The following is a 16,849-nucleotide window of genomic DNA, read 5'->3' as shown; positions in this document are numbered from 1 at the left end:
CGGCCTGACGTCATGATCAGGCGGTTGGAAAGGCCCGATTTGATGGCAATCCCGAACACTTAGCGAGACACTACGCGGCGCAAGTTTTCGAGCAACCACATGTGGAGTGGGCTGTTGGCATCGCGCGCATGTCGAACAGCTTGCAGCTGAAAATCGCCCACCTTTATCGGCAACGGCTTGTGGATGATATCAAAAGGTTGCTCGTTGTTCTTGGCGACCCGTTCGGGAAGGGTCATGACGAGATCCGAGTTCTTGATGATCGAGAGCGCAGAAAAGAGCGACGGAACAATTGTGCGGATGTTTCTCTTGTAGCCTTGCATTCGGAGCGCTTCGTCCACACGGTTTCGGATCAGACCGTGAGGAGAGACAAGCAGGTGGTCTGCTTGCGCCATGTCCTCGAGTGTCGGGTTTCCGGACAACAGGGGGTGGCCGCTACGACCAGCCAGAACGTAGTTCTCCGAATAGAGGTCCTCGACGACAAATGTCGCGTCGTTTCTTGGCGGAATATCAAAGTATCCAATGGCAAGGTCGAGCCGTCCCTGCACAAGTGCGTCAAGCGCCTCACTATAGACCAGAGGGTAGGCATGGACATCGATGTTCGGGCTGAGACTGCGCATTTCGGTAACAAGCTTCGGTATCACTGTCGTCAGTTCGTAGTCGAATGCTCCGATCCTGAGGTCGGTCGCCGTGGAACGCGGATCGAATTCTTCCGGATCTTCGAGCGTCTCTGAAAGCAGTCGTACGATTCTGCGAATCTTGGGTTCCAGCTCATGCGCCAGCGATGTCGGCTCTAACCCGTGTGCACGGCGCAAAAAGAGCGGATCCTCATAGAGCGTGCGAAGACGTTTCAGGGCATGGCTGACCGCCGGTTGCGTCAAGCCCATCTCGCGGGCAACGTCTGTTGCTTTGCGATGACGCATGAGGCCGAGAAAGATCAACAGGACGGTCGTGTCGATCAATCTCAAATTAATGTTGTTTATATCTACCATAGATCGTTTTCATTATACTGAATATTGCTTTTCGTCTAGCCTCCTTGCAAGCGCATGCAAAGCGTGAAGAGCCACACTCGGGAGGCACCGCATGGCTGAGATACAACTTCGCAATGTCTGCAAACGGTGGGGCAGCTTCGTTGGGGTCGACGATTTCGACCTGACAATCGCAGATCGGGAATTCCTGGTGCTGCTGGGCCCGTCAGGCTGTGGCAAGACGACGACGATGCGGATGATCGCAGGTCTGGAAGATCCCTCGGATGGCGAAATCTGGATTGGCGATCGCAAGGTCAACGATCTGGAACCCAAGGACCGCGACGTGGCGATGGTTTTCCAGAGCTATGCGCTTTATCCCAACCTCAACGTCTATGAGAACATCCGCTTTCCGCTGAAGGTGCGGGGCATTGATCCGTCGACGCATGACGAGAAAGTGCGTCGTGCCAGCGCAATGGTGGAACTGGACGAGTTTCTGCATCGCCGTCCCGCCGAACTGTCTGGAGGTCAGCGGCAGCGCGTGGCGCTGGCCCGCGCCATCGTGCGGGAACCCAACGTGTTTCTGATGGACGAACCGCTGTCGAACCTCGACGCTAAGCTGCGGGTGTCTACCCGCGCGCAGATCAAGAACCTGTCCCACGAGCTCAAGGTCACCACGATCTACGTCACGCATGACCAGATCGAAGCGATGACGCTCGCCGACCGCGTGGTGGTAATGGAAAAGGGCGTGGTCCAGCAGGTTGGCAGCCCGACCGAGATCTACGATCGTCCCGCCAACACATTCGTTGCTAGTTTCATCGGCTCACCGGCGATGAACCTTATTGAAGGTTCTGTTACGGGCGGAAGCTTCACCGCGCCCGACACCCGCATCGACGGACTTTCCGCGCCGGACGGAAAGATCACGCTGGGCTTCCGCGCCGAGGATGCACAGGTGGTGGAAAGCGGCGGTCAGATCAACGCGCCCATCTACACGCTGGAGCTTCTGGGCGACGCTACCATGGTCACTGTCCGTCTGGGTAAGACGTTGGTCAGCGTGCGCGCGGACAAGGCTTTCCGCGCCGAGATCGACGACATGGTCTCGATCCACGTGCCTACCGATCATTGCCACCTGTTCGACGGCCAGACCGGTCAGCGGATTGGCGGCTGACGTAGTTTTTCCCCTGGGGGGTTCCCGGGGCAATCAACGGATGCGTGATTGCAAGGCGCATCCAGTGCAACAGAAATGCAGGGAGAAAGATATGTTTCTGAAAAAGATCGCTATCACCGGCCTGTTTGCCGGCCTCATGTCCACCGCAGCTTATGCCGAAGGCGTCAACTGCGGCCCCGAGGGCCAGTCGATCCGCATCCTCGCGTCCGATTTCCCGGCGATCCATGCCGTGGTCGACGAGGCGCGCAAAAACTGCGGTGGCCAGGCCGCCGAATTCACAGCCAACCACACAACTGAGGCGCGCCAGATCATGAACGCGGCGCTCACGCCGAATCCGGCGGAATACACCTCCGTAATCGTCGCGAACTCGACCCTCACGCAGCTTATGAACGATGGCCTGGTCCGTCCCCTGAACGATCTGGTTGAAAAATACGGCCAGAACCTGCCGAAAAACCTGCTGATCACCCTCGATGGCAAGGTCATGGCGGTGGCCTTCATGGCCAACTCGCAGCACCTCTTTTCCCGCAAGGATATCCTTGCCGAGGTCGGAATAGACACGGTTCCCGAGACCTATGATGAGGTCATCGCCGCCGCCAAGGCGATCCGCGAGGCCGGGATCATGGAATATCCTATCGTGATGAACATGAAGACGGGCTGGAATGTGGGCGAATCCTTCAATCTGGTCTTCATGGCCCATGGCGGTGAATTCTTTAAACCCGGCACGGCAGAGCCGGCGATCAACAGCCCCGCAGGTGTTGCGGCGCTTAACACGCTCAAGGAACTCGTCAAATACGCTCACCCCGACCACCTGACGCAAGCCTCCAATGAGACCCAAGGTCTGTGGGAGGCCGGGCAGGCGGCATTGGGGATCATGTGGGGCTCGCGCGGGGCACCGATACTCGACGATGAGGGCTCGACAGCGAAAATCACCTCAAACACCGTCCTTTCCGCGGCGCCTTCGGTCGAACCCGGCGGCGTGCCTGGCGCGACCCTGTGGTGGGACGGCTTCACCATCTCCACAAACGTCCCTGACGAAGCGGCAGAGGCGACCTTTGCCGCCCTGGCAAGCGCATTGAACGCAGATATGGTCGCGGCGAACAACGATGATGCGGTTTGGCTGCTTGAGGGATTCACGCCGGGACCCGCCGCGGCAGGTGTCGCCGCCACCGCGAAGGGCGGGGCAAAGCCGTACCCGATGATCCCGCAGATCGGCTTGATGCACAACGCTCTCGGGTCGGAACTGACCGACTTTCTGAAGGGTGGCGAGAGTGCCGAGAAGGCTCTCGCCGATGTCGAGGCCGCCTATATCACGGCGGCCAAGGAAGCGGGTTTCCTCAAGTAACCGTCTCGCGGGAGGGGCGCCTTTACGCCCCTCCTACCCTCATTTCATGAATCATCCGGGACCTACGCCATGAAGCATCGCACCTTTTTCTGGTTCATCCTGCCGACCCTCTCGGCGATGATCCTCTTCATCGCATTGCCCATCGTCTCGGTTTTCGTGCAGTCCCTGTTCGTCGCTCATGAACAGGTGCAAGTGGTCTCGGAAAGCTGCGGCCCGTTCGGCTGTGAAGAAACCACCGAGATCGACCTCGAAGCCACCCAGAAGCTCCGCGAGGAGCAACCGCTTGGCCGGTTCAACGGTCTGAACACCTATTTGAATCGCTCACATCTGGCGATTGCCGAGATCGGCGAGGCCTGGGCAAACGCGGAGACCATGGGCGCGTTCTGGGTCGAGGTCTATAACCTGCCCTTCTACAACGCGCTGACCTTCACACTGGCGTATACTTTCATCGTTACACCACTGGTCCTCATGCTGGGTCTGGCCATTGCCGTGGGCGTCAACAATCTGCCTGGCGCGCTCAAGGGGCTTGCGATTTTCATCTCGCTCCTGCCTTTCCTCGTTACGCCTCTGGTCGGTTCGTTGATCCTGTTCTGGATGGTGGACGGAGACGGTGTGATCGGGGCGACGATCCAGAACATCTTCAACGATCCTTCACTCAGTCTCAAGGCCTCGACCCCGCTGATGTGGACCATGCTGATGGTTTACGGCGTGTGGCACACTCTGCCGTTCAGCTTCATCACCTTCTACGCGGGTTTGCAGACCGTACCCGCGGACACGTTGGAGGCCGCGAAGATCGACGGAGCGTCGAAATGGCAAAGCCTGATCCTTGTGACCGTTCCGCACCTGATGCCGCTGGTGTCCTTCGTGACGCTCATGCTCATCATGGACAACTTCCGCGTCTTTGAGCCGATCGTCAGTTTCTCCGCCGAGGCGCATGCCCGGTCTCTGAGCTGGATCATCTTCAACGACCTGCGCGAAAGCGGCAATCCGCTCTACGGCTCCGCGGGCGCAACCTCACTGATCACGATCATGCTGGTGGTGATCCTGATGATGCCCGTCCTGGTCCGCACATGGCGTGACTTCACCCGCAAAGCCCACTGAGGAGACGATCATGGCAACCGCAGCAAAATCCCGCCTGACCCCGCTCAAGATCGCCTCTTTTGGTCTTGTCCTGCTCTGGCTCCTTATCGCGGCGTTCCCTTTTTTCTGGACCTTCTGGGGCAGCTTCAAGGTGCAGGCCGACTTTCTATCCAAGGCTGACTGGATGAATGCGATCAGGGGCACGAACACCATCGCGCAGACTGGCAGCGCCTTCACGACCGAGGCGTATCGCGGTGCCTGGATCGACGAAAGCTTCTGGTTCAATTTCAAGAACACCGGGATCGTCGTCTTCTTCACCGTGGTGATCTCTCTGACCTTCGGCACGCTGGGCGGCTATGCGCTGGCCCGATCGGGGTTCCGCTATGCGTTCTGGATCCTGATGGCCGCGCTCGTGTTCCGCGCCATGCCGCATATCACGCTCGTTTCGGGCTATCTGGTTTGGTTCTTCGAATGGAACGTCTGGGGCATCCTGCCGACGACCATCATTGTGCTCGTGGCGATCAACCAGCCCTTCACGCTCTGGATGCTGCACTCGTTCTTCAAGAACATCCCCAAGGACCTGGACGAAAGCGCCATGGTCGATGGCTGCACCCGGTTTCAGGCTTTCCGGCACGTGATCGTGCCGGTGATGTGGCCAGGCGTCATTACCACGGGGCTGTTCAGCTTCCTGCTCGCCTACAATGACTTCACCGTGACGGTAATGCTTCTCAGCGAGGAAAACGAGACCATCATTCCGGCGATCAACAGCTTCATGGGCACCACGCAGGTCGAGGGCAAAGTGATGTACGCCGTCGCTGCTGTGGTCTCGGCCACCGCGCCCCTGTTTGTGCTGATCCTGTTCTTCCAACGCCAAATCGTCAGCGGCCTGACTGCCGGCGCTGTAAAGGGATGATGCGATGAGAGGTTCCAGACCCGAGCAAGCTGTCCTGTCACGCGACACGGACATGACCAAGACCGAAGAGACCCGTGCCGTGATCGAAGGCATGGTGGACGGTCTCAATGACCACCGTATCGACGATATCGGTCAGTTCTTCGCCGACGGCTTTCGCTGGATGGGGAACCAGGGCTGCGGGACCAAGACAGGGCTCAAGGACTTCCAGGACAACTGGCAGCGCCCGTTCCAAGCCGCGTTTTCCGACAAGACCTGCATCGACGAGGCGCGGCTTTTTATGGGCGAATGGGCGGCGGCCTTCGGGCGGCAGGAAGCGACGCATTCCGGCCACTTCATGGGCATCGCGCCCACCGGCAAGCGGGTGCAGATCCGATACATGGATTTCTGGAAGGTCGAGGACGGCAAGATCACCGACAACTGGGTGATGGTCGATTTCCCGCATGTGCTGGCCCAGCTGGGCCATGACGTTTTCAACGGCGAAGGCTGGGAAGCCTTCGACCGGGGCGAGAAAACTCCGCCCAAGCCCGCAACTCAAGGATCGAAAGAATGACCATGGAACGCATCAAGACATCGAAACCCGAAGCCGACCGCGCCGAGGACGACACCAAGGTGCGCGGCATCGTCGAGGCCGGACTGAAGGACATCGATACTCGTGGCGACGCTGCCGTCCGCGATATGAGCCAGAAGTTCGACAATTACGCGCCCGAAAGCTTCCGCCTGACGCAAGGCCAGATCGAAGGGCTGATGTCCAAGGTCTCGGCCCGCGACATGGAGGACATCAAGTTCGCGCAGACCCAGGTTATGAACTTCGCCCGGGCGCAGCGGGACTCCATGAAAGATATCGAGCTCGAAACCCTGCCGGGCGTGATCCTCGGACACCGCAACATCCCGGTTCAGTCGGTGGGGTGCTACGTGCCAGCCGGCAAGTTTCCGATGGTCGCCTCGGCGCATATGTCGGTGGCCACTGCCACGGTTGCGGGCGTACCGCGTATCGTCGCGGCCACAGCGCCGTTCAAAGGCGAACCGAACCCGGCGGTGATTGCTGCCATGCATCTGGGCGGTGCGCATGAGATCTACGCGCTTGGCGGCATTCAGGCCATCGGCGCCATGGCCATCGGCACCGAGACTATCGACCCGGTGCACATGCTTGTCGGCCCGGGCAACGCCTTCGTGGCCGAGGCCAAGCGTCAGCTCTACGGCCGCGTGGGCATCGACCTCTTCGCCGGTCCGACCGAAACCATGGTGATCGCAGACGACACCGTGGATGCGGAGCTTTGCGCCACCGACCTGCTGGGTCAGGCCGAACATGGGTACAATTCGCCCGCCTGCCTCATCACCAACTCGCGCAAGCTGGCCGATGAGACGCTTTCGGAAATCGAGCGCCTGCTGGGTGTCCTGCCCACGGCGGAAACGGCCCGTGCCTCGTGGGAAGATTACGGCGACGTGATCCTCTGCGACACGCACGAAGAGATGCTGCAGGTCGCCAATGACATGGCCTACGAGCATGTGCAGGTCATGACCGACCGCGACGACTGGTATCTCGAGAACATGCACAGCTACGGCGCTTTGTTCCTCGGCCCGCGCACCAACGTCGCGAATGGAGACAAGGTGATCGGCACCAACCATACGCTGCCGACCAAGAAGGCCGGGCGCTATACCGGCGGACTCTGGGTCGGCAAGTATCTCAAGACCCACAGCTACCAGAAGATCGTCACCGACGAGGCTGCGGCGATGATCGGCGAATACGGCTCGCGGCTCTGCATGCTGGAGGGGTTCGTCGGTCATGCCGAGCAGTGCAACATCCGCGTGCGTCGCTACGGCGGGCGGAACGTAGCCTATGGCACGGCGGCAGAGTGAGTGACGTGCCGGCGCGGCGCAATGCGCGTGGCGGCCCCGGCCCATTGAGCAGAAGAAAACCATGACCGACCAACATACTCAAAACAAGCAGGCCCTCTCGCCGCTCCGCGCGGCGATGGTGGATTTTGATACCGAAGCCGTCCGTGCCGCGCTGCGTGGAGTGATCGCCGAAGGCGCGGTGATCCACATGCCGCATCCTTTCGGCGATTTCACCGGGCCGGACGCGTTCTATGACGCCTGCTATGCGCCTCTTTTCGATGCCATGCCGGACCTCGAACGCCGCGACTGGATCGTCATGGGCGGACCGGACGAACATGGTGGCAACTGGGTTGGCTGCGGCGGGCACTATGTCGGTACCTTCGTCGGTCCTTGGCTGGACATTCCGCCGACCGGGCACCTGACCCATATGCGGTTCCACGAGTTCTACCGGTTCGAGGAGGGCCGGGTCGTCGAAATCCAGACACTTTGGGACATCCCCGAGGTAATGATGCAGGCAAATGCCTGGCCGATGGCGCCCAGCCTCGGGCTGGAGTTCTGCATCCCCGGTCCGGCCACTTTGGATGGAATTATACCGGGACCATGGGACGCGGAAAAATCCCGCGCATCGCAGCAACATATCATCGAAATGCTGACCCACCTCAAGAAGCACCCGAGCCAAGGTGGGCCCGAGGTGATGGAAATGCCGCGCTTCTGGCACCAGCGCATGAACTGGTACGGCCCGGCGGGGATCGGTACCGGACGCGGCATCGCGGGATTCCGCAACTGGCACCAGATTCCCTTTCTGAACGGGATGCCGGACCGCGGGCGGTATCTCGACGAGATCACCTATCACTTCTTCGGCGATGGCGATTATGCCGCCGTCACCGGTTGGCCGAACATGATCCAGACCGTCACCCATGACGGTTGGATGGGGATCGCGCCCTCGGGCAAGAAGATCACCATGCGCAGCCTCGACTTCTGGCGGCTGGAGAACGGCAAGATTCGCGAGAACTGGGTCATGGTCGACATACTGGACGCCTATCGGCAGCTAGGGGTCGACGTTTTTGCCCGGTTGCGGGAGTTCAACAAGGTGCGCGTGCCTGGCCGCATCGCCTTCCCGGTGGGAGACGCCTGATGGAGCTGCCGCGCACCCCGTCGTTTCGTTTGGACGGCAAGCGCGCGCTTGTCGCCGGGGCCTCTTCGGGCATCGGGCTGGCCTGTGCCGTGGCGCTGGCAGAGGCCGGGGCAGAGGTGGTGCTGGCGGCCCGGTCGGCCAGCAAGCTGACGGCGTTGGCCGACGCGCTGACTGGTTCCGGCCACGCGGCCACGGTGCTTTCGCTCGACGTCTCTGACGTCGCAAAGACGGAACGCGCCGTGGCTGCGAACGGCCCCTTTGACATTCTCATCAATTCTGCCGGATTGGCACGTCATTCCCCGGCATTGGAAACGACAGAGACCGATTTCGACTCCGTGAGCGACCTTAACGTAAAAGGCGCCTATTTCCTGACTCGTGCCGTCGCCAAGGGGTTGGCGGACGCGGGCAAGCCTGGCTCGCTGATCAACATATCCAGCCAGATGGCCAAGGTCGGCGGCGTTGACCGTGCCGTCTATTCCGCCACCAAACACGCCGTCGAGGGTTTCACCAAGTCGATGGCGATAGAGTGGGGACCCCTCGGCATCCGCGTCAACACAATCTGCCCCACATTCGTCGTCACGCCACTAACCAAACAGACCTTTGATCGACCCGAGCGCCGCGCCTGGGTCGAGGAAAAGATCAAGCTCGGTCGTATCGGCGAAGTCGAGGACGTCATGGGCGCGGCCGTCTTCCTTGCGTCCGACGCGGCAGCGCTGATCACCGGCACTGCGCTGATGGTGGACGGCGGTTGGACGGCGGATTGATGGCGGAGAAGATCACATCGCTGGACGTGGCCCGCCGCGCTGGGGTGAGCCAGTCGGCAGTCAGCCGGGTCTTCACGCCCGGCGCGTCGGTTTCCAAGAAGACCATTCAAAAGGTCCGGAAGGCCGCCAAAGCACTGGGCTACCGCCCCAACATCCTGGCCCGTGCAGTCGTGTCGGGGAAAAGCCACATCATCGGCCTCGTGGTCGCCTATCTGGAGAACTATTTCTACCCGGAAGCACTGGAAAAGCTGTCCAACGCTCTGCAACGCGAAGGCTACCATGTCCTTGTATTCCTGACCTCGCAGAAGCACCGAAAGATCGATGATGTGGTGGACGAGATGCTCGACTACCAAGTTGACGGGATCGTCTTTGCTTCGGTTCCGATGTCTTCTGACATCGCGGAGCGCTGCCAGAATGCAGGTGTGCCAGTCGTGCAGTTCAACCGCTACGAGGAGCGCAAGGGGATTGCCGCCGTCACATCGGAGAATTTTGATGGCGGTCGAACGGTCGCCGAATTTCTATTGACCGGCGAACACGGACGGATCGCCTACATCGCCGGATGGGAGGGCGCCTCGACACAGCGGGATCGCGAGGCGGGTTTCCTCGAAGGGTTGAATTCGGCGAACCGCGACTTGTTTGCACGTGAGGTCGGAAACTTCGATTTCGATCAAGCCAGAACAGCAGCGCGAGCCATGTTCGGCGTTCCCGCCCATCGCCGACCAGACGCGCTGTTCGTGGCCAATGACCACATGGCATTCGTCGCGATGGATGTGATCCGGCACGAATTGGGCTTGAGCATTCCCGGCGAGGTTTCCGTTGTAGGATTTGATGACGTGCCGCCAGCGGCCTGGCTGTCTTACAACCTGACCACCGTGCGCCAGCGCGCCAAGTTGATGGTCGAGGAGACTGTCAAGGCGCTGCTCGCACAGATCGAATCCATCGATACCGCCATAACCCGAAACATCGCTGTCGAGGCTCCGCTGATCGTGCGCGGATCTGCCCGCATTCCAGAAGGATGGACTGACAAATGAACGCTCCGATGAAGGGTTTTGACCCGAAATTCGTCGATTTTCCCGATTACATCATTGGGATCACCAAAGAGATCTGGGAAGATCGCGGCATCGCGACCCTGCATGATTATTACGCGCCCGAGATCGTGGTGCGGTCGCCTGCTTCCGTCGTGGTCGGCAATCAGGACGTGATCGGCGCAACCATGGCGACGCTGGCCGAGTTTCCCGACAGGACGCTATTTGGCGAGGACGTGATCTGGTCCGGCACGCCCGAGGCGGGAATGCTGTCGTCGCATCGGCTGCATTCGACCGCGACCCACGCCTATCCCGGCGTTTATGGCGCGCCCACGGGCAAGCAGTTGCACTACCGTATCCTGGCCGACTGCCACGCCATCGACAACCAAATCAACGACGAATGGCTGATCCGCGATCAGGGTGCCATCGTGCGGCAACTGGGCTGGGAGCCCAAGGACTTCGCCCGCGACCTCATCGCCCGCGAGGGCGGGCCGGAAGCCTGCGTGCAGCCGCTGACGCCAGCCAATGACGTTGTCGGCCCTTACAAGGGGACGGGCAACGACAACGAATGGGGTCAACGCCACGCAGACATCCTGACCCGGATCATGAGCGCGGATTTCACGGTGGTCCCAGAAGCCTATGACCGTGGCGCGAACCTCTCCTATCCCGGCGGGCTGGAGACGCTGAGTTTTGACGGCGCAGACCGGTTCTGGATGGGGCTGCGCGCGGCCTTCCCCAATGCCACGTTCACCATCCACCACATGATCGGGCGCGAGGATCCGATGATGCCGCCGCGTTCGGCCATCCGTTGGAGCTTGCATGGCAAACACGAAGGCTGGGGCGCGTTCGGCACGCCAACCGGAGCGGAAGTCTATGTTCTCGGCATCAGCCACGCAGAGTTTGGTGCGCTGGTGGGCGGGAAGCCGAAGCTGCGCCGCGAATGGACTCTGTTCGACGAAACCGCGATCTGGAAGCAGATCCTGCTGAAGACAGGTCAACTGTGATGCTGGCGCCGTCCGAGGCTCTGCGCCGCCTTCACGGCTTTCTCGGCAGCAGGCGGGCACGGCGGCTGAACCTGCGGCCGCCGGGGAATGGGTCTTTCACCTTCTGACCCCAACCGAAAAACAGGAACAGTCTCATGACACCTCAGGAAATCGAAAAACGCATCGTCCGTTACGGCGATCTGCAACCCTGTAAAACCGCCTTCATCGACGCCCACACGCCGGGCAGTGACCAGAAGGAGAACTTCACCATCATCGGCGGTGGTGTGTCCGAGTCGCCCGACCAGCATGTCCACATCTCGATCCCACACGGTTTCAATATTGGCGCGGCGGGCCAGCCGCCCAAGTGCCGAAACTCCCTGCATGATCACCATACGGCAGAGGCATTCTTTGTCCTTTCCGGCCGTTGGCGCTTCTTTTGGGGCCGCTGGGGCACCGCTGGCGAAGTGGTGCTGGAAGAGGGCGACATCTTCAACATCCCCACTGGTATCTTCCGCGGCTTTGAAAATATCGGCACCGATTACGGGATGATCATGGCAATCCTCGGCGGCAACGATGCTGGTGGCGGCGTGATGTGGGCGCCGCAGGTGATCGAGGATGCAGCCGATCACGGGCTGGTGCTGGGCGAGGACGGCAAGCTCTACGACACCAAGCGCCAGCAGCGTCTGCCGGACGGGGTGAATCCGATGCCGATAATGTCCAAGGAAGAGCTGGCCAAGCGACCTGAACCCACCACGGCCGAGGTCCTGCCTAACCACGTCGCCCGTTACTGGGACATGGTGGCGCTGGCTGACAAGGCTCCGTGCAAAGTGATCGGCGAAACCGGTCTGCTCAAGGACAAACCCGGCTTCGACGTCGATTTCATCACCCGCGCCTCAGCCACCGACACCAAGCACAGCCACGATCGCCCCTCAGTCCTGACGCCCGTCAAGGGCCACTGGCGCGTGGACTGGGATGGTGGGTCGGCGACCATCGCACCCGGCGACACCATGTCGGTGCCCGAGGGTCTCTCGCATTCCGCCGTGCCTTCGATGACCGGCGAAGCAGCGCTTTATCACATAGTGGGGACCGATGACCCGGCTGGCCCCAGCTGGACCGGGAACTGACACGAGAAGGGAGAGCCTGCATGGGCGAGCAACGATTAACCCAAGCGGGCTCTCCGGCGCGTAGCAAGGCGACACCGGTCTGATGACACCGCTTGTCTTTCTGCCCGGTATGATGTGCGATGCGCGGCTCTTCGGCCCGCAGACCGCATATTTCTCGGGCCGCCGGGTCGTGCATCACGCACCTATCTCCGGTGCGGACAGCATGCAGGCCCTGGCCGCCGAGGTGCTGGCCCGGGCGCCGCAGAGTTTCGCCTTGGCGGGCCTGTCGATGGGCGGGATCGTCGCGATGGAGGTACTGCGGCAAGCGCCGGGCCGTGTCGAACGCATCGCGCTGCTTGACACCAATCCGTTGGCCGAGGCCGACGCCGTCAAGGTCAGGCGTGGACCGCAGATGAACAAGGCTGGTGCAGGCCGCATGGCCGAGGTCATGCGCGACGAGATGAAGCCGAACTACCTCGCGGATGCTCCGGGCAAACAGGCGTTGCTGGATCTTTGCATGGAGATGGCGATTGATCTCGGGCCAGAGGTCTTCATCCGGCAGTCCGTCGCCCTGCGCGACCGTCCGGATCAAAGCGAAACGCTGCGCGGTTTCGGCGGCCCGGCGCTGGTGCTTTGCGGGCGGCACGACACTCTCTGCCCCGTGGCGCGGCACGAGTTGATGGCCGGTCTGCTGCCCAACGCGACACTTGCGATCATCGAGGGCGCGGGACACATGCCAACCCTGGAAAAACCGAACGAGACAAACGCGGCGCTTGGGCGCTGGCTGGAGATGTCATGACACCCGACCTTCTGGACCTTCTGCGCAAGGTCGACACGCCCACCGTCTGCAACGCCATAGAAGTGGTCGAGGGCAAGCGCGGCTTTGATCGCTTCACACGCGGCACGGTGCTTTGCAGCGACCCGGACGCGGGCGCCATCGTCGGCGTGGCTCGCACCGCAAAAATTGCCGCCACCGCCCCGCCGGACGAGGCGCCGGAGGTAATCAGGACCCGGCGGATGGACTACTACCGTCACATGGCGACCGGACCCCGGCCTGCTCTGGCGGTGGTCGAGGACGTCGACGGCCCGAATGCCGTCGGCGCCTACTGGGGCGAGATCAACACCACGGTGCACAAGGGTTTTGGTCTGGCGGGGGCGCTCACCAACGGCGTGATGCGAGACCTTGGCGACTTGCCTATGGGTTTCCCGGTAATCGCCGGCTCCATTGGCCCGAGCCACGCTTTCGTCCACGTGCGCGAGATTGGCACAACGGTCACGGTCTTCGGTTTGACCATCGCTGACGGCGATTTGGTCCACGCCGATCGCCACGGTGCGCTGGTGATCCCGCAAGACTACATTGCCGAGCTGAGCATGGCGATCACAAAAATGCTGGGCACCGAGGCTATCGTTTTGGATGCGGCCCGCGCGCCGGGGTTCGATTTCGACGCGTTCGAGGCGGCTTGGACCGCATTTGAAAAGGCCCGCACCTAGCTGATCGAGTCCGGCATCTTGTCAATCGGGTAGGGAAGTGCCCTGATGCGCGCGATGCTCACGGGATGAGCACCGTTGCGCCCAGTGTCTTGCCGGATTCGATGGCCTCATGTGCCTTGACCGCGTCCTTGAGCTGGTATTCGTAGTTGATGTTGGCATCCAGAATACCCTCGCCGATGGCCTTAAACAGATCCCGCGCGGTCCACTCCAGATCGGACCGTTTGGCGACGTAATGCATGATCGCCGGTCGGGTGATGAACAGCGACCCCCGCCGGCCCAGATCCTGGATGATGTCCACCGGGTCGGGCGGTCCCGAGACGTGCCCGTAGGCCGCACAGACCCCCATCGGGCGCAAGCAGTCGAGGCTGTCCTGCAACGTGTCCTTGCCGATGGCCTCATATACAACGGCGCACCCGTCGCCATCGGTGACATCACGCACAACGTCGACGAACCTCTGCTGTGAGCGGACCACCGGGAAATCGCAGCCTGCCGCGCGGGCGACCTCGGCCTTTTCCTCGGTCGAGACCGTGCCCACCACGGTTGCTCCGAGCGCCTTGGCCCATTGGCACAGGAGCAGCCCCATGCCACCTGCTGCCGCATGGACCAGGATCGTATCTCCGGGCTGAACCGCGTAGGTGCGGTGCAGCAGGTAATGCGCGGTCATGCCCTTCATCAGAAGCGCGGCGACCTGCCTGTCGTCCAATCCTTCGGGCATGTGCAACAGCTTGTCGGCGGGATAATTGCGGGTCTCGGAATAACTGCCCAAAGGCGGGATACCATAGGCGACGCGGTCTCCGGTCTTGAATCCGGTCACACCCTCGCCGACACCTTCCACCACGCCGACGCCTTCGAAGCCGATCACCACCGGTTCATCCGGGACCGGCCACGGATGAGAGATGCCGCCGCGATGATAGGTATCGGCATAGTTCACGCCGACAGCAGTGTGCCGCATGCGCACTTCGCCGGGCGCAGGGTCTGGTACATGCCAGTCTTCCCAGTTCATGCACGCAGGCGGACCTTTCCTGTGGATCACTTGTGCCTTGCTCATGGTCTCCTCCCTGAAATATGCGCGTCACGCAGCGCGGGTTTTCGCCAGTTCTTGCAGGATGCGCGCGTAGGTTTCCTCGCCCTGAGCGCCGGTCACGAGATGCTGACGTTCGAAGATCATCGCCGGGACGGCGCTGATACCGCGCGAAGTCCAGAACTGTTCTTTGTCGCGGACGACTTGCGCCTTCTCTCCGGTCTCCAGCATGGTCAGCGCCGCATCGCGGTCAAGGCCGATGCCCCCCGCCGCATCCGCCAGCATATTGACGTCGTTCAAATCTTCGCGGCGCGTGAAGAATGCGGCGAAGAGCGCCAGTGTCATATCATGCACACGGCCCTGTTCGTCGGCCCAGGCGATCAACTGGTGGGCGCGAAAGGTGTTCACCATTCGCATGTCATCGGCATAGTTGAACTCGAACCCCAACGCCGCGCCCATCTTTGTCAATCGTGCGCGAGCTTCACGCGACCCTTCCGGCGTTGTGCCGTATTTTGCCGCGAGATGTTCGCGCAGGTTCTCGCCCTCGGCCGCCATCTGCGGGTTCAGCTCGAACGGATGCCAATTCACCTCGAGATCGATGCCAGTCTCTTTGGCGGCCTTGGCCAATTGGTGATACCCGATCACGCACCACGGGCAGACCACATCCGAGACGATATCTACACGGAGTGTCATGAACTTACTCCTTGAATCGGGCAGCATTGGCCGAAGCGGCGGCATCGATGTCGCCTTTGCCGAAGGCCGAAGGACGCGGCTCTGGCAATTGCAGGGCCTCCTGCACCTTCGGCATCGCATCGAGTCGGTCGAACCACGCCTGAAGGTTGGGTAGCCCTTCAACCTCCACAGTCGCCCAGAAATAACTGCGCGCCCAAGGATAGGTGGCGATGTCGGCGATGGACATCTCGCCACCCACCAGCCAGTCGCGGCCCTTGAGCCGCGTATCAAGCACTTCCAAGAGCCGCCGGCTCTCGTTGACATAGCGATTGATGGCATAAGGCACCTCGTCGCCATTGGGCTTGGCAATGCGCTGAAAGAACATTGCCTGCCCCATGATCGGACCGATATGGCCGACCTGAAAGAACAGCCATTGCAGCGTCTCTGAGCGTTCCACCGGATCGGAGGACAGGAACCGCCCGTATTTTTCAGCCAGGTGCCACAGGATCGCGCCGCTTTCGAAGATCGCGCGTTCCTCGACCCGGTCCCAGATCGTCGGGATTTTACCGTTCGGGTTCAGCTTCACGTAGTCGGGCGCGTGCTGCTCTTTCTTCGAGAAGTCCACGTTGACCAACTCGTAGTCGATACCCGCCTCGTGCAGGAAGATGAGCGGCTTCCACCCGTTCATCGTGTTGGCGGTGTAAAGGACGATATCAGGCCGCGACATTTTCGACCTCCGCAAAAACGGCACCCAGATGGGCATCAAACCGGGCTAGATCAGCATCGACGTCTGGGTTCTTCATCACGTCATGGGAAGAGAAGGTCGTCAGGGGCGTCATGCCGAAGAACTTCGCGTTCAGGTGCATCGGGCGCAGCAGGTCGTCGACGCTCATGCCCTCGAAGAAGGGCTCTTCAGGGTCGTCGAAGGCTTCGCTCGGGGCGTTGAAGGTGGCAGAGAGCATGTAGCGCGTGCCAGTCAGCGTGCCGCCCATGCCGTAATTCGCCTTGGGCGCCTCGGCGGTACGCCCGTCGCCCGCAGTCAGTCGACCGTCCATCCCGACGGTATAGACCTCATCCATGTATTTCTTGAACGACCACGGCACCCCCATCCAGTTCACCGGAAACTGCATGATGACCGTGTCGGCCCAGCGGTGGCTTTCGACCTCGGCCTCGACGTCATAACCGTCGGCCACGGTCGTAATGCGCACCTCGTGGCCTTGCGCTTCCAGATGGTCTTTCGCCCGCTTGGCGAGAGTCGCGTTCAGCCCGCCGGGCGCAAATGCGTACGGTTGGGCGCCGTTCAGGATCAGGATCTTGCTCATCTTCTTCGTCCTTGTCTGTTTATTCCGGGCCG

The 16,849-nt window shown here is 61.2% G+C and carries 18 protein-coding genes; 13 read left to right on the top strand and 5 right to left on the bottom strand.

Translation table 11 applies throughout. The annotated features are described in order from the left end of the window. Positions 1 to 59 precede the first annotated feature (59 nt). A complete protein-coding gene (locus ACQY5B_RS17145; RefSeq protein WP_428400301.1) occupies positions 60 to 959 on the bottom strand; it encodes a LysR family transcriptional regulator in 900 nt (299 codons plus the stop codon). Positions 960 to 1,080: 121 nt separating this feature from the next. On the opposite strand from ACQY5B_RS17145, the gene ACQY5B_RS17140 reads away from it, so the two are divergent. The 13 genes from ACQY5B_RS17140 (at position 1,081) to ACQY5B_RS17080 (ending at position 13,802) form a co-directional block, all read left to right on the top strand. Continuing rightward, positions 1,081 to 2,130 (top strand): ABC transporter ATP-binding protein, encoded by a 1,050-nt coding sequence (locus ACQY5B_RS17140; protein ID WP_420328321.1) that lies wholly within the window; start codon positions 1,081 to 1,083, stop codon positions 2,128 to 2,130. A 91-nt stretch (positions 2,131 to 2,221) separates the two neighbouring features. Continuing rightward, positions 2,222 to 3,472: an ABC transporter substrate-binding protein gene (locus tag ACQY5B_RS17135; RefSeq protein ID WP_420328624.1), complete on the top strand. Its 1,251-nt coding sequence runs from the start codon at positions 2,222 to 2,224 to the stop codon at positions 3,470 to 3,472. A 69-nt stretch (positions 3,473 to 3,541) separates the two neighbouring features. After that, positions 3,542 to 4,573, top strand: coding sequence for a carbohydrate ABC transporter permease (locus ACQY5B_RS17130; RefSeq protein WP_420328323.1), 1,032 nt, complete (start codon positions 3,542 to 3,544; stop codon positions 4,571 to 4,573). 10 nt (positions 4,574 to 4,583) lie between these two features. Then, entirely contained in the window at positions 4,584 to 5,465 is an 882-nt protein-coding gene (locus ACQY5B_RS17125; RefSeq protein WP_420328325.1) for a carbohydrate ABC transporter permease, read from the top strand. Between the two features lie 4 nt (positions 5,466 to 5,469). Continuing rightward, entirely contained in the window at positions 5,470 to 6,015 is a 546-nt protein-coding gene (locus tag ACQY5B_RS17120; RefSeq protein WP_420328326.1) for an ester cyclase, read from the top strand. Continuing rightward, complete coding sequence (gene hisD / locus ACQY5B_RS17115) at positions 6,012 to 7,322, top strand: histidinol dehydrogenase (RefSeq protein ID WP_420328327.1); 1,311 nt, start codon at positions 6,012 to 6,014, stop codon at positions 7,320 to 7,322. Before ACQY5B_RS17120 ends, hisD begins: the two co-directional genes overlap by 4 nt. A 61-nt stretch (positions 7,323 to 7,383) precedes the next feature. Beyond that, a complete protein-coding gene (locus ACQY5B_RS17110) occupies positions 7,384 to 8,436 on the top strand; it encodes an ester cyclase (protein ID WP_420328328.1) in 1,053 nt (350 codons plus the stop codon). Beyond that, positions 8,436 to 9,200, top strand: coding sequence for an SDR family NAD(P)-dependent oxidoreductase (locus ACQY5B_RS17105; RefSeq protein WP_420328330.1), 765 nt, complete (start codon positions 8,436 to 8,438; stop codon positions 9,198 to 9,200). Before ACQY5B_RS17110 ends, ACQY5B_RS17105 begins: the two co-directional genes overlap by 1 nt. Continuing rightward, positions 9,200 to 10,231 carry a LacI family DNA-binding transcriptional regulator gene (locus ACQY5B_RS17100; RefSeq protein WP_420328331.1) on the top strand — a complete coding sequence of 344 codons (1,032 nt, stop codon included), beginning with the start codon at positions 9,200 to 9,202 and terminating at the stop codon, positions 10,229 to 10,231. The genes ACQY5B_RS17105 and ACQY5B_RS17100 overlap by 1 nt, the downstream gene beginning before the upstream one ends. 8 nt (positions 10,232 to 10,239) lie before the next feature. Next, on the top strand, positions 10,240 to 11,229 hold the full coding sequence (locus tag ACQY5B_RS17095) for a nuclear transport factor 2 family protein (RefSeq protein WP_420328333.1): 990 nt from the start codon (positions 10,240 to 10,242) through the stop codon (positions 11,227 to 11,229). Between the two features lie 134 nt (positions 11,230 to 11,363). After that, positions 11,364 to 12,332 carry a cupin domain-containing protein gene (locus ACQY5B_RS17090; protein WP_420328335.1) on the top strand — a complete coding sequence of 323 codons (969 nt, stop codon included), beginning with the start codon at positions 11,364 to 11,366 and terminating at the stop codon, positions 12,330 to 12,332. An 82-nt stretch (positions 12,333 to 12,414) separates the two neighbouring features. Further along, positions 12,415 to 13,110 carry an alpha/beta fold hydrolase gene (locus ACQY5B_RS17085; RefSeq protein WP_420328336.1) on the top strand — a complete coding sequence of 232 codons (696 nt, stop codon included), beginning with the start codon at positions 12,415 to 12,417 and terminating at the stop codon, positions 13,108 to 13,110. Further along, a complete protein-coding gene (locus ACQY5B_RS17080) occupies positions 13,107 to 13,802 on the top strand; it encodes an RraA family protein (protein WP_420328337.1) in 696 nt (231 codons plus the stop codon). The genes ACQY5B_RS17085 and ACQY5B_RS17080 overlap by 4 nt, the downstream gene beginning before the upstream one ends. Positions 13,803 to 13,860: 58 nt before the next feature. On the opposite strand, the gene ACQY5B_RS17075 is transcribed toward ACQY5B_RS17080, so the two are convergent. The 4 genes from ACQY5B_RS17075 to ACQY5B_RS17060 are packed head-to-tail and all read right to left on the bottom strand — an operon-like array spanning position 13,861 to position 16,817. Further along, a complete protein-coding gene (locus ACQY5B_RS17075; protein ID WP_420328339.1) occupies positions 13,861 to 14,850 on the bottom strand; it encodes a quinone oxidoreductase family protein in 990 nt (329 codons plus the stop codon). A 24-nt stretch (positions 14,851 to 14,874) separates the two neighbouring features. After that, on the bottom strand, positions 14,875 to 15,543 hold the full coding sequence (locus ACQY5B_RS17070; RefSeq protein ID WP_420328340.1) for a DsbA family oxidoreductase: 669 nt from the start codon (positions 15,541 to 15,543) through the stop codon (positions 14,875 to 14,877). After that, complete coding sequence (locus ACQY5B_RS17065) at positions 15,521 to 16,222, bottom strand: glutathione S-transferase family protein (protein WP_420328341.1); 702 nt, start codon at positions 16,220 to 16,222, stop codon at positions 15,521 to 15,523. The genes ACQY5B_RS17070 and ACQY5B_RS17065 overlap by 23 nt, the downstream gene beginning before the upstream one ends. After that, positions 16,209 to 16,817 carry an NAD(P)H-dependent oxidoreductase gene (locus ACQY5B_RS17060; protein ID WP_420328342.1) on the bottom strand — a complete coding sequence of 203 codons (609 nt, stop codon included), beginning with the start codon at positions 16,815 to 16,817 and terminating at the stop codon, positions 16,209 to 16,211. The genes ACQY5B_RS17065 and ACQY5B_RS17060 overlap by 14 nt, the downstream gene beginning before the upstream one ends. Between the last annotated feature and the right edge of the window lie 32 nt (positions 16,818 to 16,849).

It is taken from the genome of Antarctobacter sp., from assembly GCF_965277915.1.
In the GTDB taxonomy this organism is placed as follows: Bacteria; Pseudomonadota; Alphaproteobacteria; order Rhodobacterales; family Rhodobacteraceae; genus Antarctobacter.
The sequence above is the reverse complement of the archived record's forward strand: the minus strand, read 5'-3'. Positions and strand labels throughout refer to the sequence as shown.

Bases quoted from the DNA above. Each gene is read 5' to 3' on its own strand.
- ACQY5B_RS17135 (WP_420328624.1), top strand. From the start codon at position 2,222: ATGTTTCTGAAAAAGATCGCTATCACCGGCCTGTTTGCCGGCCTCATG.
- ACQY5B_RS17105 (WP_420328330.1), top strand. From the start codon at position 8,436: ATGGAGCTGCCGCGCACCCCGTCGTTTCGTTTGGACGGCAAGCGCGCG.
- hisD (WP_420328327.1), top strand. From the start codon at position 6,012: ATGACCATGGAACGCATCAAGACATCGAAACCCGAAGCCGACCGCGCC.
- ACQY5B_RS17120 (WP_420328326.1), top strand. From the start codon at position 5,470: ATGAGAGGTTCCAGACCCGAGCAAGCTGTCCTGTCACGCGACACGGAC.
- ACQY5B_RS17060 (WP_420328342.1), bottom strand. From the start codon at position 16,817: ATGAGCAAGATCCTGATCCTGAACGGCGCCCAACCGTACGCATTTGCG.
- ACQY5B_RS17065 (WP_420328341.1), bottom strand. From the start codon at position 16,222: ATGTCGCGGCCTGATATCGTCCTTTACACCGCCAACACGATGAACGGG.
- ACQY5B_RS17070 (WP_420328340.1), bottom strand. From the start codon at position 15,543: ATGCTGCCCGATTCAAGGAGTAAGTTCATGACACTCCGTGTAGATATC.
- ACQY5B_RS17095 (WP_420328333.1), top strand. From the start codon at position 10,240: ATGAAGGGTTTTGACCCGAAATTCGTCGATTTTCCCGATTACATCATT.
- ACQY5B_RS17080 (WP_420328337.1), top strand. From the start codon at position 13,107: ATGACACCCGACCTTCTGGACCTTCTGCGCAAGGTCGACACGCCCACC.
- ACQY5B_RS17125 (WP_420328325.1), top strand. From the start codon at position 4,584: ATGGCAACCGCAGCAAAATCCCGCCTGACCCCGCTCAAGATCGCCTCT.
- ACQY5B_RS17085 (WP_420328336.1), top strand. From the start codon at position 12,415: ATGACACCGCTTGTCTTTCTGCCCGGTATGATGTGCGATGCGCGGCTC.
- ACQY5B_RS17130 (WP_420328323.1), top strand. From the start codon at position 3,542: ATGAAGCATCGCACCTTTTTCTGGTTCATCCTGCCGACCCTCTCGGCG.
- ACQY5B_RS17075 (WP_420328339.1), bottom strand. From the start codon at position 14,850: ATGAGCAAGGCACAAGTGATCCACAGGAAAGGTCCGCCTGCGTGCATG.
- ACQY5B_RS17110 (WP_420328328.1), top strand. From the start codon at position 7,384: ATGACCGACCAACATACTCAAAACAAGCAGGCCCTCTCGCCGCTCCGC.
- ACQY5B_RS17090 (WP_420328335.1), top strand. From the start codon at position 11,364: ATGACACCTCAGGAAATCGAAAAACGCATCGTCCGTTACGGCGATCTG.
- ACQY5B_RS17100 (WP_420328331.1), top strand. From the start codon at position 9,200: ATGGCGGAGAAGATCACATCGCTGGACGTGGCCCGCCGCGCTGGGGTG.
- ACQY5B_RS17140 (WP_420328321.1), top strand. From the start codon at position 1,081: ATGGCTGAGATACAACTTCGCAATGTCTGCAAACGGTGGGGCAGCTTC.